Origin of the sequence: Paraburkholderia steynii (genome assembly GCF_900100565.1) — a bacterium.
Taxonomy (GTDB): domain Bacteria; phylum Pseudomonadota; class Gammaproteobacteria; order Burkholderiales; family Burkholderiaceae; genus Paraburkholderia; species Paraburkholderia terrae.
This window is the reverse complement of the sequence record NZ_FNDI01000003.1, coordinates 446,711-462,491: the sequence shown is the minus strand read 5'-3', so window position 1 is coordinate 462,491 and position 15,781 is coordinate 446,711. Positions and strand designations below refer to the sequence as shown.

14 protein-coding genes and 1 pseudogene are annotated in these 15,781 nt (G+C 59.7%); 3 read left to right on the top strand and 12 right to left on the bottom strand.

The features are described from left to right. Positions 1 to 246: 246 nt before the first annotated feature. The gene (locus BLT65_RS08505) at positions 247 to 987 is read right to left on the bottom strand and encodes a hypothetical protein (RefSeq protein ID WP_208545747.1); all 741 of its coding nucleotides are present in this window, start codon (positions 985 to 987) and stop codon (positions 247 to 249) included. A gap of 8 nt (positions 988 to 995) precedes the next feature. Continuing rightward, positions 996 to 1,229 (bottom strand): hypothetical protein, encoded by a 234-nt coding sequence (locus BLT65_RS08500; protein WP_091776866.1) that lies wholly within the window; start codon positions 1,227 to 1,229, stop codon positions 996 to 998. A gap of 280 nt (positions 1,230 to 1,509) precedes the next feature. Here BLT65_RS08500 and BLT65_RS08495 point away from each other — a divergent pair, with 280 nt between their 5' ends. Beyond that, positions 1,510 to 2,454, top strand: a complete 945-nt coding sequence (locus BLT65_RS08495; protein WP_091776864.1) for a metallophosphoesterase family protein — start codon at positions 1,510 to 1,512, stop codon at positions 2,452 to 2,454. A gap of 39 nt (positions 2,455 to 2,493) precedes the next feature. Then, entirely contained in the window at positions 2,494 to 2,841 is a 348-nt protein-coding gene (locus BLT65_RS08490) for a cupredoxin domain-containing protein (protein ID WP_091776862.1), read from the top strand. A gap of 82 nt (positions 2,842 to 2,923) precedes the next feature. Here the strand turns inward: BLT65_RS08490 and BLT65_RS08485 are convergent, their stop codons facing one another. From BLT65_RS08485 to BLT65_RS08440, 10 genes and pseudogenes are all read right to left on the bottom strand, one after another. Then, a complete protein-coding gene (locus BLT65_RS08485) occupies positions 2,924 to 4,273 on the bottom strand; it encodes a sensor histidine kinase (RefSeq protein ID WP_091776860.1) in 1,350 nt (449 codons plus the stop codon). Then, positions 4,270 to 4,422: pseudogene (locus BLT65_RS08480) on the bottom strand (winged helix-turn-helix domain-containing protein); the annotation flags it as partial. The pseudogene BLT65_RS08480 and the gene BLT65_RS08485, both read right to left, overlap by 4 nt. 146 nt (positions 4,423 to 4,568) lie before the next feature. Beyond that, positions 4,569 to 5,000 carry a hypothetical protein gene (locus BLT65_RS08475; protein WP_091776856.1) on the bottom strand — a complete coding sequence of 144 codons (432 nt, stop codon included), beginning with the start codon at positions 4,998 to 5,000 and terminating at the stop codon, positions 4,569 to 4,571. Between the two features lie 54 nt (positions 5,001 to 5,054). After that, the gene (locus BLT65_RS08470; protein WP_091776854.1) at positions 5,055 to 5,801 is read right to left on the bottom strand and encodes a COG4705 family protein; all 747 of its coding nucleotides are present in this window, start codon (positions 5,799 to 5,801) and stop codon (positions 5,055 to 5,057) included. A gap of 324 nt (positions 5,802 to 6,125) precedes the next feature. Next, the gene (locus tag BLT65_RS08465) at positions 6,126 to 7,184 is read right to left on the bottom strand and encodes an ABC transporter ATP-binding protein (protein WP_091776852.1); all 1,059 of its coding nucleotides are present in this window, start codon (positions 7,182 to 7,184) and stop codon (positions 6,126 to 6,128) included. Then, positions 7,181 to 8,812, bottom strand: a complete 1,632-nt coding sequence (locus BLT65_RS08460) for an ABC transporter permease (RefSeq protein WP_425273110.1) — start codon at positions 8,810 to 8,812, stop codon at positions 7,181 to 7,183. The genes BLT65_RS08465 and BLT65_RS08460 overlap by 4 nt, the downstream gene beginning before the upstream one ends. Before the next feature lie 20 nt (positions 8,813 to 8,832). Then, the gene (locus tag BLT65_RS08455) at positions 8,833 to 9,861 is read right to left on the bottom strand and encodes an iron ABC transporter substrate-binding protein (RefSeq protein WP_091776848.1); all 1,029 of its coding nucleotides are present in this window, start codon (positions 9,859 to 9,861) and stop codon (positions 8,833 to 8,835) included. Between the two features lie 69 nt (positions 9,862 to 9,930). Continuing rightward, positions 9,931 to 11,223 (bottom strand): iron uptake transporter deferrochelatase/peroxidase subunit, encoded by a 1,293-nt coding sequence (gene efeB / locus BLT65_RS08450; protein ID WP_091776846.1) that lies wholly within the window; start codon positions 11,221 to 11,223, stop codon positions 9,931 to 9,933. 31 nt (positions 11,224 to 11,254) lie between these two features. Beyond that, complete coding sequence (locus tag BLT65_RS08445) at positions 11,255 to 12,340, bottom strand: NHL repeat-containing protein (RefSeq protein WP_244186456.1); 1,086 nt, start codon at positions 12,338 to 12,340, stop codon at positions 11,255 to 11,257. Between the two features lie 153 nt (positions 12,341 to 12,493). Next, positions 12,494 to 13,975, bottom strand: coding sequence for a carbohydrate porin (locus BLT65_RS08440; RefSeq protein ID WP_091776982.1), 1,482 nt, complete (start codon positions 13,973 to 13,975; stop codon positions 12,494 to 12,496). A 548-nt stretch (positions 13,976 to 14,523) separates the two neighbouring features. Here BLT65_RS08440 and BLT65_RS08435 point away from each other — a divergent pair. Beyond that, the gene (locus BLT65_RS08435; RefSeq protein WP_091776843.1) at positions 14,524 to 15,360 is read left to right on the top strand and encodes an FTR1 family iron permease; all 837 of its coding nucleotides are present in this window, start codon (positions 14,524 to 14,526) and stop codon (positions 15,358 to 15,360) included. The last annotated feature ends 421 nt before the right edge of the window (positions 15,361 to 15,781 follow it).

The window sequence follows — 15,781 nt, the reverse complement described above, 5'->3', positions numbered from 1 at the left end:
TACTCCGGGTTTGCTCGTGGTTTGGGGATTGGCGGCTAGCCTTTGTTCTCCAGGCCCGCGTGAGCGCTCATGCGGTGACCGACACTGTACAAACCTGGCGCACCAGAAAATACGGTCCCAATCGACAATTTTGGTATCGATTCGGCCATGCGAATTTTCGTCGCCGCTCAAGAGGAGCGATACGGGTCACTGGTGTGCTCGACGCGAGTTGCGGGACTTCGCGTGTCGCCGTGACCTATCAGGAATTCAGCGATTCTTCTGCTGTCTTTGCCGTTCGAGTCCGTTGCGCATCTGCCCGGCAACGAATGCGCTGATGGTCACTACGAGGTAGATGGCGACGAGATCGTGACGCCAGGCATCCAGAGCGAGCTGATGGGCAACCAGCTTTGGATCGGGGGGCGGGAGTATGAAGCTCTTTGTCTCGACGGTTCGCATCATCTGGATAAAGCCTCCCGCAGACAGCAGCGGCAAGAGGATGGCGAACGTAAGTAATGCGGGTTTCATGCGTTGCGCCAATGGATGATGACGCAACCGGAACCACAGTCCGAGGCATCCATGTACCCAGCCGGGAGCGAGCAGTGCAAGCTGCAGTCCCTGCGTGCCACTCGTGAGCAGCGTGATGACGACGCGCTCATAGTTTGGTTCGAAGCCGTAGAGCGTGGAGGCCAATCGAGTTGTCACCGCGTGGCGGATGAGCAGCAGCGGCAGGCTGAGGCCTGCCCAGAGGCGGATCCATTCTGCCGGCCCTAGCGTCCATTGGCGGCGCGCGTAAATCGTATGCAAGGCGAGCGAGAAGTGCAGTGATGCCGCACCGTACAGTAAGAATGTGCCCGGGATGCTACGCCAGAGCCACAGCGCCACCAGCAGACCGCGCCCGGCAAGTTCCAGTGACCAGATGGCGAGCGCGTGATTGATCAGGTGCAGGAAGAGATAGGTCAGCAACACAATGCCCGACCCGAGTTGAAGACGGCGCAGAACGGATTGCACCCGAAACCTCAATTTACGGATGCGCGGGACATGCCATCGACGCTACTCGTTCCGGACTGCGGCGAGCGTTGCGTGGCACACGGCGCGCAGTCATCCGGGCTCGCTGCGTACTGACATACCGATTCGGCGAATCGTGATAACGCCGAAATCGAACCGCATACGCTGTGGTATTCCTCGCGGCCGATTCTGCCATCGAGGATGACTGTCAATCCCGATTCACGGGCCAGGTCGATGATGTCCATTTCGATTCCCCATTTCGTGTGTCCTGCCTGCTAGACCGTACAAATGCGCCGGATATTCCGTGCTAAACGGACACCAACCCTGCGGCAACGTTTATCAAGAGCAAGCGGGGTTGCAGCAGCGCCGCGAAAGGTCGGCGGATGACAGGGCGCCAGCAACAGGAGTTCATGTTGCGGGAATAGAACGGACGACACAGCAGTCTAGTGCTTGAACCCAGCCGGCGGAGGTCCACTGGGTGATTCGGCGGTCTATACCTTCTGAACCCCCAATCGAGAGCACATCATGTCATCAGATACTCCTTCCGATCCGTCGCGCCGCAGCGCGTTGAAATGCCTCGCCTACGGTGGCGCCGGCACGCTGTTCGTTCTGGCCGGCGGCATTCTCACACCAGTCGAATTAGCGCTCGCCGCCGGTACGGCCGACAAGTCGGCACCTTCAGGCGTGCCCCTGTTCCTTCAGATCAGTGACACGCATATTGGCTTCAACAAGGAAGCGAACCCGGATGTCGCTGGCACGCTCAAGGAGACGATTGACTTCGTCAATGCGATGCCCGTCAAGCCCGCGCTGACGATACACACGGGCGATATCACCCATCTCTCGAAGGCAGCGGAATTCGATCTCGCGACCCAACTGCTGTCGGGGCTGAACATCACCGAACTGCACACCGTGCCCGGAGAACATGATGTGACAGACGGGCCTGGAACCGAATACTTCCAACGCTTTGGCAAGGCCTCGGACAACAAGGGGTACTACAGCTTCGACCACAACGGCGTGCATTTCATCGGGCTCGTCAATGTGATGCATTTCAAGCCGAATGGTCTGGGGAGTCTCGGCGACGACCAGCTTGAATGGCTGGAAAAAGATCTGAAGGGGCGCTCGTCCAGCACGCCGATTGTTGTCTTCGCACACATGCCGATGTGGACGATTTACGAACCGTGGGGATGGGGCACGGGCGACGCCGGCCGGGCGATGGACTACCTGAAACGGTTCGGCTCGGTCACCGTACTGAATGGACATATCCATCAGATCGTGTCCAAGGTGGAGGGGAATATTACCTTCCATACCGCGCGCTCGACTGCCTATCCGCAACCGACGGCCGGCAATGGCCCTGGGCCCATGCCGCTCAAGGTGGCGAGCGATCAGCTTGCCAGCATGCTTGGCGTGACCAGCATCAAGATTTCGCGTCACCCGCTCAAGGCGACGCTTTCCGACTCGACGCTCGTCTGATTGCAATCACCATCTACTTATCAAGCAAGGAACCGGATCATGCTATCTGCCATCTTTCGTCGTACGCTGGTTGTCTCTGTTGGAATCGGGATGATCGTGGCGGCGCTAACTTCAGGGATGACTGTCGCGCAGGCGCAAGACGCCAATGCTGTGCTTATCAAGAATTTTATGTTTTCACCGATGTCTACCACGATCAAAGCGGGTTCGACGGTGACCTGGAAAAATCTGGACGGCGAACCGCATACCGTGGTGAGCGACTCCGGCCTGTTTCGCTCCGCCGCGCTGGATCAGAACGACACCTACCAGTTCAAGTTCGACAAGCCGGGCGTCTACAACGTGTTTTGCGGCATACATCCGAACATGAAGGAAGTCATCACTGTGCAGTAGATGTGATCTGATCGACGTTGACCGGCTCGAACTCGCGTCATTCTGGAGTTCGATCCGGTCAAGTCTCGAACGTGGGCCGACTTTACGGTAGCGGTGCTTTTTCTACGCGCAGTCCCGCTAACGTGACCCGCAGACCATGCTGTTCGAGATTGTTTTGCATCTGGAGCGATGCATGGTGACGCTGCGCAATTTTTAGCGCAATCGCCAGCCCGAGACCGCTGCCTTGCTCCTTGGTACCTGCGCTGCGATAAAAGCGATCGAATACGCGTTCCCGTTCCTCGTCGGGTATGCCCGGGCCGCTGTCGGATACGCAAACGCTGATCGTCCCGGCTTCGCGCGTGAGAATGACATCGACCTTGCCGCCGTGCGGCGTATAGCGAATCGCATTGTCGATCAGGTTGCTCAGCAACACTTCGATGCCAGCGGGTTCCACACTGGCCTTGTAGGTTTCATCCGCCGGCCCGGCTGAGGCGCATACGAGGCCGAGATCGATCTGCTTTTCCTCCGCGAGTAGCGAAAAATCGGCGACTACACGCTCGCACAGCCGGCGCAGGCTTACTGACTGGAAATGGGCGCCTATCTGCGCTTCTTCGCGGGCGAGCGTGAGCAACTGGTGTACAAGATGGATGAGCCGATTGAGGCGACCTTCGATGCGCTCGAACGTCGTCTTGTTTCCAATTAGCGATCCATCGCGCTCCGCGGACTGCAATTGAAGTTTCAATGCGGCCAGCGGCGATCGCAGTTCGTGCGCGGCATCCGCGACAAACGTCCGTTGCGTTTGTGATGCTACATCCAGTCGATGCAGCAGATCATTCAATGCATTGACGAGTGGCCTGACCTCGAGGGGTGTAGCTGCGTCGAGGCGCAGCGGTTCGAGAGAATCGAAAGATCGTGTAGTCAACGCGCGGGAGATTTCCGCTAGCGGGGCAAGCCCTCGGCCAACAACGATAAGAACGATCGCGATGATGACCGGGAAGAACAGTGCTAGCGGCGCCAGTGTGCGTAATGCAAGGCGAAGTGCGAGATTCTCGCGCACGGAGACGGGTTGCGCGATCTGTACGAAGCGAGTGCCCTGCTGAACGCCGTACACGCGCCAGTGGTACTCGTCATGTTCGATTGTGCGCAGACCCGCCGGGAAGCGTGCAAGATCAATTCCACCCAGCGATTTGTAGACGCTCCCGCCTGCCTGGTCCCAGACTTCGATGAAAAGACGATCTTCGGACAAACCTTCGAAATCAGGCTTGCTTTGCAGGATAGTATCGGTGGTGCTGATGTTTGCGGGAAGCGATTCGGCGACCGTGCGGAGCTCGAAATCAAATAGCTCGCTGGCTTCGTCGCGCGCGGTGTGGAAGATGCCATAGCCCGCTGTCAACGCCGAGACCGCGAGGCCTGCAATCAGCCATCCCAGCAGCCAGCGCCGGATCGACGTCATTCGCATCGCTTGATCCGGTAACCGACGCCGCGCACGGTCGCTATCTGGTCAGAACCGATCTTGCGCCGCAGACCCTGTATATGCACTTCGATCGCGTTGCTGGAGATTTCTTCACCCCATCCGTACAACTTGTCTTCGACTTCCGAACGGATATAGAGCCGGCTTGCTACAGGCCCGCCGATCATCTCGTCATCTTCTACCAGCAACAGGCGCATGGTGCGATTTCTCCCGAATGACTGGATTGTCGCGGCCTGTTGCTTATCAAAGGCTTAAGAGGAGGAACCTGAAGCTGACCTCAAACCTTGCCACTCATCCGATCCATCAACGCGAGCAAATCCGCGAGTGTCTTTTTACATTTGGCCTGGCTAGGTGAATTTTCGCGAAGGGCCTCGAGCGCGTCGTCGATTGACTTGTCGAGTTTGTGCCAGTCTGCGGCGGCGCGTGGCTTCAGTCCAGCTTCGGCCTCGTCCCACGACGTTTCCAGGTCCTTGATCCGCTTTTTTGCGCCCGCGAGGTCGTTGGCGTCGACCAGCTTCGAGGTGTCGGCAACGATCAGGCGGAACTTCGAAAGATCGCCAAGCTTCGATGCCTCTGTCGCAGCGTTTGCCGACGAGATGGGCGACAGTGCTGCAAGCCATTGCGGCGCATGCATGGCCGATGCGTGAGTGGCCGCGACGGCGGTGGCTGTTACGAGCAAGAGTGCGGAATTGACGATGGCACGCTTCATTGTTGATCCTCCGGTTGAAAGATGACGGTGAACGGGTAAAAGAGGGGCGTGCAACTAGGTACTGCTGATCCTGCTTTGCCGGACTCTCGCAGCGGTATGCAGGAATACCAGGACGACAATGATGGAGAGAAAGGCAATGCTGGTGACGACCGTACCCAATCCAAGTCCCCCATACTCAGTTGCCTGGGAGAGAAGATCACCGAGTGACGCGCCAAAAGGCCGGGTCAGAATGTAGGCAAGCCAGAAGATCAGCACGCGATCGGCGCCGAGGTAGGCTGCAACGCCCATCATGACAAGCATGACGCCGAATATGACGACGCCGAGACTGAAACCGAGCCCTAATGCTTCGGTTGCAAGGTCTCCCGCTGCCGTGCCCAGTGCAAACGTGACGAGGATCGCCGTCCAGTAAAAGAGTTCGCGATTGCGGGTGACGATCGTGTGAATGGAGAGGGTCTTTTCTCTGTAGTACCAGGTCCCGAAAATAAAGCAGAGTAGTACCGCGAATACAGCCGTGCTCGTGTAGAGGCTGACGCCAAGTACATCAGTGAGCACGTCTGTCAGTTGCGTGCCGACCACGCTTACCAGCACGACAGTCAGCCAGTAGATCCACGGCACATAGGCTCGTTTCCTCAACTGTGTAACGAGCGAGGCAGCCAGCATGGAAAGCGTGATTGCTATCGTCAACGTGGCGCCGAGGCCGACATGGACAGCAAGGTAATCGGCACCCGTCTCGCCGACCGTGGTGGACAAGATCTTGATTGTCCAGAAGGCGATCGTGACCTCCGGAACCTTGTTTTGCATCGGTGCGACGTGTCGATGTGACATTCCTTCTCCCCATTTTTCGCGATACCTGGCTCGGTAATCGAGGTGCAGATCAGAACCTCAGGCTGCACTATGAGGGCGCATTGCTTATCGAATGCTTAGGTGATTACAGAATGCTTTGTTCTTCTTTCAAGAACGCCGTTTCGCTGTCACGCGATACCTTGGAAAGGTTGGTGTTTCCCTTATGCAATGCTTAAGAGATCGAGAGGCGATGCAATCGGGGGCACGGATTAACGAAGGAAACGGCAGCCAACTGTTCATGCATCGCCGATGAAATCAGCACGCCGGACCAGTGATATGGACTTATCGATGGGGATAGGCGATCACGCCACTATCGACGCTTAGCCGGACGCGCTCGCCAACGTTTGGAGAACGGTGCCCCGGCACTCTCGCGCGAATGATAAATTGCGCGGCACCGGATAGTTGAAGGCAGATATCTGCGTCCCTGCCGTTGTAGGTGATGCTTGTTACCAGCGCGTCCTGAACAGTGCTGTGGTCCGGCGCCGTTTCGGATGCGGACAGAAGATGGATCTGTTCGGGCCGTATCATGACGTCGACTCCTCCATCGGGAACAGGCGCGACGAGTTGCAGCGCTCCGAGCGGGCATATCGCGATGCCGTTCTCCGCGATGCCGGGCAGCAATACCGCATCGCCGATGAATGCGGCGAGTTCGCGGGTCGCAGGTCGCCGATAGAGTGTTTGAGGCGCGGCACGCTGGATGAGTTTGCCCTCCCACAGCACGGCCACTTCATGTCCTAGCGACAGTGCTTCCGCCTGATCGTGCGTGACCAGTATGGCCGTTGCGCCCGTTGCCGCGAGAGCCTCGGCGACGGCTTCCCGTGTTTCGAGCCGCAGCGCGGCGTCCAGCGACGAGAACGGCTCGTCCAGCAGCACGAGCGAAGGCGAAGGAGCCAGCGCACGCGCGAGTGCCACACGCTGTTGCTGACCACCCGACAACTGCTGCGGCATGCGCTGCGCGTAGTCATCGGACAGACCCACCAGCCTCAGGAGTTCCGCGACACGATGATGCGCGCGTCGCTGTGTGCGTGGCAGCCCAAACACAATGTTCTCTGTCACCGAAAGATGCGGGAAGAGCGCGCCTTCTTGGGGCACATAGCCGATCCGCCGTTGCTCGGTTGGCACATGCAGGTTGTCGTCTACGACGCGTTTGCCGTCGATTTCGATCGTACCGGCGTCGGCGCGATCGAAGCCGCACAACACCCGCAGCAATGTCGTTTTGCCGCCGCCCGATGGGCCGAGTAACGCGAGCAACGTCCCCGGTTGGACGGCGAGATCGACGTCGTGCAGTACGGCACAACCGTTGAAGGCTTTGCGCAGCCCGCTGATTCGGAGTTCGCTCATTTGGAAATCAATGGGGATTCGGAGGCGCGCGCGGTCAGGGCCGATCGTCCCAGCAAGACGAACAGCACGCCCGATGCGCACAGCGAAATCGCCGTCATGAGTGCCGCATAGGGTGCGGCCGCGGCGAATGCGAGCGTCGATGTGTCGGACCAGACTTGCGTGGCGAGCGTATGGGTATCGATGGGGGAAAGCAGTAATGTTGCGTTGAGTTCCGTCACGACCGAGATGAACACCATCGTGGCTGCGGCGCCAAGTCCAGGCGCGGCCAACGGCAGGAGCACGCGCACGAAGGTTTGCATCGCATTGAGACCGAGTGCGCGTGCCGTGTCTTCGAGACGCGGTTGAGCCTGCATCAACGCGGCCCGCACGCTGACGAGCGCGAGCGGCATGAAGAGGATCGCGTACGCCACGATCAGCAGCATCATGCCTTGATATAGCGGCCGCAATGCATGCACGGCTAGCGAGACGATTGCCAGTGCGACCACGAGGCCGGGAACACCTTGCGCGAGAAACACCGTGCGCTCGAACAAAGTTGCGAGGCGCGCCGGGTAACGCGCGAGCAGAAATGCGAGCGGCAGCACGAGCAGCGTTGTGAGCATCGCTGCAGCGAGACCGAACCCGACAGACGACAGCGTCGCGTTGAACAGCAGTTCCGGCGAGACTTCGGCGGGCGTCACGGCGGCTACGCCTTCCTGTGTCAGCCAGTAGCCGATCATGCCGAGCGGCACGCCAAGCGTGACGATGCCCAGCGCAGCGAAACCCGCGAGTACGAGCCAACGCCAGCCGCCCAGTTCGTAACGCAGGGCAGCCCGCCTCGCGCCGCGATCGACGCGTTCATAGCGTGCGCTGCCACGCACGCGAAACTCGAACGCAAGACAGACGAGACACAGCAGGATCAGCAGACACGCGAGCAGCGAAGCGCCGCTGTTGTCGAAACTGGTGCGGTATTCCGCGTAGATTTCGGTGGTGAAGGTGCGAAAGCGCAGCATCTGGAACGCGCCGAATTCCGACAGCACGCCCAACGCGACCAACAGCATCCCGCCGAGCAGCGCAGGGCGCAATTGCGGTAGCACGACGCGCGCAAAGGTCGCCCAGCGTCCGCAGCCAAGCGCGCGAGCGCTTTCTTCCAGCGAGGGGTCCATGCCGCGCAACGCAGCCGCGACGGGCAGATACACGAGCGGAAAATACGACGACGTGATGACGAGCAGCGCGCCCGCGAAGTCCTGCAGATCGAGGCTGATCGAAACCCACGCGTAGCTCGTGACGAAGGCGGGCATCGCGAGCGGCGCTGCGCTGGCGACAGCCCACAGGCGACGGCCCGGCACATCCGTGCGTTCGACGAACCACGCGGCCGCCGTACCGATGACAGCCGACGCCAGCGTCGCGCTGACCGTGATCAGCAGCGTATTGCCGAGCAACTCGCCGACGAGCGGGCGGAACACGAGTTCCGCTGCATCGCTGAAGCCGACGGCCGTCGCGCGGTAGAACGTGAACGCGAGCGGCAGCAGCACCAGCAGCGCACTGACGGCGGCGCCCGCCAGCAGACCGCGGGGCACGCGCTTGCCATCGCGCGCGCGGACATCGGCAGAAACCTGGATGGCAGCAACAGCTTCGCCGATGTCGGTCACCTCGCTCACCTGTCGTTCCTTTACAGCAGACCAGCCTGGCGCAGCAGCTTGCCCGCCTGGCTGTCGTCGCCGAGTTGTTCGAGTGTGAGAGACGGCGGCTGCAATTCGTTGAACGGCTTGAGCAGCGGATCGGGTGCGACGCCGGCATGCAGCGGATATTCATAGCTGACGTGGCTGTTTGCCATCAGCGTCTGGGCACGCTCGCTCACCAGATACTTCAGGAACTGCTGCGCGCCGTCGGCGTTGTGCGCGGTCTTCATGATCGCCGCACCCGATACGTTCACGAGTCCGCCGACGTCGCCATTCGTGTAGTGATAGATCGCGCTACGCGTCGACTTGTCACCCAGCTGGGTATGAAGACGCGCCCAGTAGTAGTTGTTGATCACGCCCGTGATTACGCCGCCACGATTCACGGCGGCCACGACACCTTCGTCGTCGTCGAAAATCTGCGCGTTGGCCTTGAGGCCCTTGAGCCATTGCAGCGTTTGCGCTTCGCCCTTCAACGCGAGCACGGCGCTCACCAGCGGCAGAAAATCCGCGTCGCTGGGCGCAATGCCCACCTTGCCTTTCCACTCGGGCTTCGCCAGATCGAAGATCGACGCGGGCAGTTGCGAAGGCTGGATCTTCGTCGTGTTGTAGGCGAGCACGCTTTCGCGAGCGGTCACGCCGACCCATTGTCCCGTCGGCGAACTGTAGCGCGTGGGAATGGTGCCGATGGTGGCAGGATCGACCTTGCTCAGCAGCCCCTTTTCTTCGAGCAGCATCAATTCGGGCGAATTCTCGGTGAAGTACACATCGGCGGGCGATGCCGAGCCTTCGGCGACAAGTTGCGCAGCGAGTGCCGGACCTTCGCCGTTGCGGACCTTCACTGAAATGCCCGACTGCTTTTCGAAGTCTCTCGCGAGCATGTTCATGACCTGCTCGTGTTGCGCGCTGTACACCGTAATCGATGCGGCGTACGCGCCTGTCGCACCTGTGGCGGCGATCGACAGCGACAGGGCCGTCACGCGCGCCGCGTGACGCATTGCTCCAAACCAGGAACGGTTCATGAATTCAACCTCTTCTTCTTGACGTTATTGAATGGCCGCTTGAGCGCGCTTTGCGCCTACATACGGCACTTATGCTTCGAACAGTCCTGCCCCGACATACGAACCCTCACGCGCGCCCGGCGGCACGGCGAAGATCGCGCTGCCGATGTGCGTCGTGAACTGGTTCATCACGTCGAACTTCGAGAGCTTTTCGTTGATCGGAATGAAGCCTGTGCGCGGGTCCGCCTGATGCGCGATAAAGATGAGGCCCGCGTCATATTCCGTTTCCTGGCGCCATGGCGGCCAGCGTTCGATATAGAAGTTCGTGCCGTCGTTGTACGAATACGAACGACGCAGGATCTGCGCGCCCGCATTGTTCGCCTGATTCGAAAGGCGCACGTGCGAATTGTCGGGAATGACGGGGTTGCCGTCCTTGTCCGCGGCCTTCAGATCGACGGCATCGAACTCGTTTTTCTGGCCAATTGGCGCGCCACTGTATTTGTGCCGTCCGAAAACCTGTTCCTGAAAGCCGAGTTCCATCTGGTCCCAGTGTTCGAGCGTGATGCGGATGCGGCGCACGACCGTATAGGTGCCGCCTTGCATCCACGGCGCGTCGGCGGCACTGGCCCAGACGAACTGGTTCATCAGCGGTGGTTTCGCCGTCGACGGATTGTTGGTGCCGTCCTTGAAGCCCATCAGATTGCGCGGCGTCTGACCTTTCGGACCGGACAGGAAGCCCGCCTGGCCCCAGCGCATCTGGATCGCGCCGTAACCCATGCGCGCGAGTTGCCGCACGGCATGGAACGCGACTTGGGCATCGTTCGCGCACGCCTGCACGAACAGGTCGCCGCCCGTTTTCTCGGCGATCAGCTGGTCGCCGTTGAAGCGCGGCAGATCGACGAGGGAGGCAGGGCGTTTGCTCGCGAGACCGTAGCGGTCCTTGCCGTCGCGCGACGTGAACAGACCCGGACCGAAGCCAAATGTGATGGTCAGCGACGACGCGCCGAGGCCGAGCACGTCGGCGGAATCGGCGGCGGGTTTGTCGTCGGCTGTTTCGAGCGAGCCGGCGGGCTTGCCTTGCGTCATGCGCGCGGCGGCCTGGGACCACTCGCGCAGCAGCGCGATCACCTCTTCGCGCTTGTCGGTTTTCAGATCGAAAGCCGCGACGTAGCTATGACTCTGCTGCGGCGTGACGACGCCGCCTTGATGCGCGCCGTAGAACGGTTCGATCTGGCGTTGCAGGTCGTCGGCGTGGGTGCGCGTCAACGCGGCATGCGTAACGCCCGACGTGGCGAGTCCGGCGCCCGCCGCGACGGCGGCTCCGCCAGCTTTCAAAAAGCCGCGCCGGCCAGGCCGCGACGGTGGGGATTGATCGTTCGTCATGATGCTGCCTCTTGCTGCTTGTCTGTTACCGTCACTTCGCGAGCACCAGCGTGTTCACGTCGTCCTGTACATAGTAGAAGCCATCGCCTTCGGGCGTCATCGCGATGCCGAACAGGTCGCCGTTGCCAGGCGGTGTCTGCGCCTTGTCGGTATCGATCCAGCGCGCGTAGAGCTGCTTGCCCGTGGCGGGGACGATCTCGACGACCTGTCCGTTGAGTGCATTCGTCACCAGCAGATGGCCGTTGGGCGCCGTCACCATCGCGAGCGGGCGATGCAGCAGGCCGTCAGCCGTGAGCTGCCGTCCGACACCCGCGCTGGTATCGCGCGTCATCGGCTCGTCGATCTCGTTGACGCGGTTGCCGATTGCGTCCGACACAAACAGCAGCTTTTGATCCGCGGACAGCGCGAGCCCCGTCGGTCCAACGAGGAACACGCCTTTGTCGGCCTGCGCGCCGAAGCCGCTGCCCACTACCGTTTCTTTCTTCACGACGGGCGGCTTGCCTTGCGGAATGTCGAGATCGAGGCGCAGCACGGTCGCCTGCTTGAACACGGGCGGCTCGCCATCCGCGCCGCCGACGCCGAAGCCCGCCATGCTGATAAACAATGTCGCGCTCGTACCGTTGTCGACGACGGCCATGTTGCCCCATGGATCGTTGATGTTCGGGCTGGAGATGGTCGACGTCACTTTGCCCTGCGAGTCGAGCACGACCAGGCAGCCCGCGCCTTTGGTGCCCGTGGTGCCGTCGTTACTCGGTGTGCTGCCGACGATCACCCAACCGGACTTGAGCATGGTCATTGCAGTCGAGAGACCGACGCCGCCGGGGCACTCTTTCAGATCGCGCGGAATCTGCGCGAACAGTGTCATCTGTTTCGTGTCGGGGTGATAGTTGACGATCGTACTGCCCGTACCTTGCAGATTGGCCGAGTTGTTGAAGTTGTCGACCAGCACATCGCCCTGTTTCACCGAACCCGCCGAGACCGGCGCGACGACGATCGCGTAAGGATTCTGATCGCCGTTATCGGGCACAGTATTGATGAGCGTCGTATTGCGATGCAGGGTTTCGAGAAACCCTTGGGGCTCGGCTTGAGCGGCGCATGTGGCGATGAGTGCCAGCATGCCCCCGACGTATGCGGCCTTTGTGCGGACTCGCCTCGCAAGTTCACGCGAAAGCCGGGCCTTCCTTGTATTCATATTTGCGCTCACAGCCTGTTTTGCCGTCATGATGAGATTGCTTCAATAAGGTCGAAAGATGTTCTGTGAGATCGGCGCTCAGAACGTGATGTTGGTTCGCACGCCCACCACGAATGTGTTGCGCAGCGGTTGAGTCGGATCGTTTGGATTCTGGCCGGCGCCTGCATTGAACGTGTACTGCGCGTCGGCCTGTATTTGCCACCAGGGCGCAGCCTGATAGATATAGGTTGCTTCCAGCGCTGTTTCGCTTGTGCGCACACCGTACGGGCCGCCCGAGAAATCGCGGTTATCCAGATCGAGATCGTGAACATGGTTGCCTACCTTGATGTACGTGACCGCGAGGCCGACGCTGTCATCGTCGCGACCCTTGAACGGTGCTTTCAGCACGACGCCCAGATTCGCCGACAGGCTGACCAGGTTGCGATCGCCCGGAGCGCCCATCACGCGTGCGAAGACGCCCACGCTGCGCGGCTCGTCGGGATTGGGGCGCCACACCATCTGGTCGGCGACTGCGTAGAGGCTGTAGTCGCCGTGATGGGACTGCGGAATGCCCGTCGTCGCCGGATTCGCAAGCGACAGGCCGGTGTTGTCGAAGCGCTGGTCATCGAAGCGGTTGCTGTTGTACCAGACACCGATCTTGTACGTACCCGGCAGCTTGTTGCTGTCCATGCCCGTCATTTCGCCATCGGCAGGCTGATTGATTGCGTACTGCAGTTCGCCGATCCACAGCGCGCCGTTGTGCAGGTTGAAGTTGGTGCCGTGGATGTTGTCGGGATTGTTGCCCAGCGGGTCGCCGGAGTAGACGCCGGCGAGCGCCGTTAGAGAAGACGTAATCTGTCCGCGCACGCGCACGCCCAACCCGGCTAGCGGATAGGCAGGACCGCCCGACGGCATGTCGTACGAAGGCAGAGCCGGCCAGCCAAACATCGTGTTGATGAAGGTTGCCGCGTACTGGCTGGTCATGAATTCCTGGTCGATACTTTGCTGACCGATCTTCACGTCGAGGCGTTTGTCGAGGAATGACTGCTGGTACCACAACTCCCATAGACGCGTCGTCGCTTCAGCTTCGATGCCGCTTGCTGTGTTCAGCGTGCCGAGCCGGTCTGCGCTCAGATTCCGGCCGTGAATCTGCAGTGCGCTGACATTGAACAAGCCTCCCGGTAGCCCGAACGCCTTTTGCGTCTCCATCTGAACGGTTGCCGTGGTGAGACCGTCGTAGGCCCCTCCGCGCGACAGGCCACCGCGCAGGTTCGCGAGATATTCGCTCGTTTCCGTCAACTGAAAGGTCACGCCGTACTTTCCGAGCCACGGTCGTAATCCGCCGATGTCGCCGAGCATCGTTTCTCGTGTCCAGAAACCGGTCCATTGTCCCGTCGGCTTGGCCTGGATGCCGAGATCGGCCTCAGGCGCTTCCGGTATGGCGTCAGGATTGGACTCCGCGTGGGCGGCCGATTGCACGAAGAGCGGTGCGCATGCAAACAATGCAGCAATGGTCGCTTTGCGCAGCGACGCCCGCGATGCAATGAGCGGACCGGATCCGATTGATCGGATGAATTTCATCGAAAAGTCCTTTAGTTGTTCTATCGATATGCCGCGCGATGCCGATGTGCGCGTGACGCTTATGACCATCCGACGAATACCGTCGCAATCAGTAAATGTTAGGTAGGCAGAGTCAAATCGTCAATACAAATGAGAACGATTGTCATTTGATTCCAGCAACCTGAACATATGATTACGTAGTGCTTACGGTGAAAACGTGGTCGAGATCTGAGAATGAAAATCAGAAGCGGTGTGCTAGGGGATCGCGTCGCACTGTCAGACTGAAATGGCTTAACCACTCAAGCTCAGGGGACTTAAGCAATCGGATGAGAATCGCTTTTATTATCGCTTTCAATACCTTACGGACTGACAGCGTCGCACGGAGCTTTTGCGTTTTCTCCTCGCCGCAATTGGCAGGTCCGTCTTCGCTTCTTCGCGCACATGGCATTCAGCGGACGAGTCGAGAAATTTCCCTGGGGAACTGACAAACGTCTCTACGAATTCCACGACGAGTATCACGGAACTGATTCCATGACCCGTCCCACCGTCGAATAAATGTATATCTGATCATGCTATCTACTGCGCTTATCGTTTTCCGCGAAGTTCTTGAAGCAGCGTTGGTTGTCTCGATTGTGCTCGCGGCGACCAAGGGGGTTGTCCATCGGGGATGGTGGGTGAGTGGCGGCCTGCTTGGCGGGATTGTCGGTGCCGGCCTCATCGCCGTCTTTGCAGATGTCATTTCTTCGTGGGCTTCCGGAATGGGTCAGGAAGTCTTCAATGCCTGCGTCATGTTTGTTGCAGTCGTTATGCTTGCATGGCATAGCGTGTGGATGGGCAAGCATAGTCGTGAAATGGCGAAGCAGATTGCCGCGGTCGGTAAGGCGGTCGCAGCCGGCAGTCGGCCGCTCACGGGTCTCGCCGTAGTCGTGGGGGTGGCCGTGCTTCGCGAGGGATCAGAAACGGTTCTGTTTCTCTATGGCATTGCAGTCGGTGAGCCCGGTCAAACTCCCCAGATGGTCCTGGGTGCCCTGCTGGGCGTTGCCGGCGGCGTGGGCATCGGCGCAGGCATGTATGCCGGACTGCTTCAGATCCCGCTGAAGCGCCTCTTTTCGGTGACCAACGCACTCATCGTTCTCCTTGCGGCAGGCATGGCCAGTCAGGGCATCGGCTATCTCGTATCAGCGGGGCTTTTGCCGTCTTTGGGAGACGCTATGTGGGATACATCCTGGCTGCTCGCGGAGACCAGTGTCGTCGGAAAGATGCTGCATGCCCTCATTGGCTATACCGCGAGACCGGCAGGAATTCAGATTGCCGCGTATCTCGCGACGCTTGCAATAATCGTGTCGCTCTCTCGAGTTGTCGGTCGTGCGCATGGCGCAGGTGGGCAGGCGCGGCATTCGACATAGACGAAGTATTGTCCGCACGTACGATGGGTTATAAAGCGCCAGCCTAACCGCAGTCTATTGTGATCTTCCCAAGAGCCTGTCCTCGCCAGGACGGCCTTTCCTCCGTACCCTGCAAAGTAACCGTTGAGCTACGACGTCGCACCGAAAAAAACACAACAGATCCTCGCAGCGTAATAAAACCAATAACGTCGCGCTTTCCGATAAGAATTTCGGTCTAGTACATCTACCTATAATTTCTCTAGTAGGTTGCTTAAGCATCGCTTAAACGATGATGAATAGGCTCAGTCTTCGATGCGGCTCGATAGTGGGAATCCTCGAAGAAGCACGAGTCTCTCCCGGCGGAGCAGGGATCTGGAGAAAAAGATAACAGGTTCGTAATCGGTTTGACGGAAACGCGCAAGCGTGCCTCTGTACCCTTTCG

Bases quoted from the DNA above. Each gene is read 5' to 3' on its own strand.
- BLT65_RS08470 (WP_091776854.1), bottom strand. From the start codon at position 5,801: ATGCAAAACAAGGTTCCGGAGGTCACGATCGCCTTCTGGACAATCAAG.
- BLT65_RS08465 (WP_091776852.1), bottom strand. From the start codon at position 7,184: ATGAGCGAACTCCGAATCAGCGGGCTGCGCAAAGCCTTCAACGGTTGT.
- BLT65_RS08475 (WP_091776856.1), bottom strand. From the start codon at position 5,000: ATGAAGCGTGCCATCGTCAATTCCGCACTCTTGCTCGTAACAGCCACC.
- BLT65_RS08445 (WP_244186456.1), bottom strand. From the start codon at position 12,340: ATGCTGGCACTCATCGCCACATGCGCCGCTCAAGCCGAGCCCCAAGGG.
- efeB (WP_091776846.1), bottom strand. From the start codon at position 11,223: ATGACGAACGATCAATCCCCACCGTCGCGGCCTGGCCGGCGCGGCTTT.
- BLT65_RS08440 (WP_091776982.1), bottom strand. From the start codon at position 13,975: ATGAAATTCATCCGATCAATCGGATCCGGTCCGCTCATTGCATCGCGG.
- BLT65_RS08495 (WP_091776864.1), top strand. From the start codon at position 1,510: ATGTCATCAGATACTCCTTCCGATCCGTCGCGCCGCAGCGCGTTGAAA.
- BLT65_RS08435 (WP_091776843.1), top strand. From the start codon at position 14,524: ATGCTATCTACTGCGCTTATCGTTTTCCGCGAAGTTCTTGAAGCAGCG.
- BLT65_RS08500 (WP_091776866.1), bottom strand. From the start codon at position 1,229: ATGGACATCATCGACCTGGCCCGTGAATCGGGATTGACAGTCATCCTC.
- BLT65_RS08455 (WP_091776848.1), bottom strand. From the start codon at position 9,861: ATGAACCGTTCCTGGTTTGGAGCAATGCGTCACGCGGCGCGCGTGACG.
- BLT65_RS08490 (WP_091776862.1), top strand. From the start codon at position 2,494: ATGCTATCTGCCATCTTTCGTCGTACGCTGGTTGTCTCTGTTGGAATC.
- BLT65_RS08485 (WP_091776860.1), bottom strand. From the start codon at position 4,273: ATGACGTCGATCCGGCGCTGGCTGCTGGGATGGCTGATTGCAGGCCTC.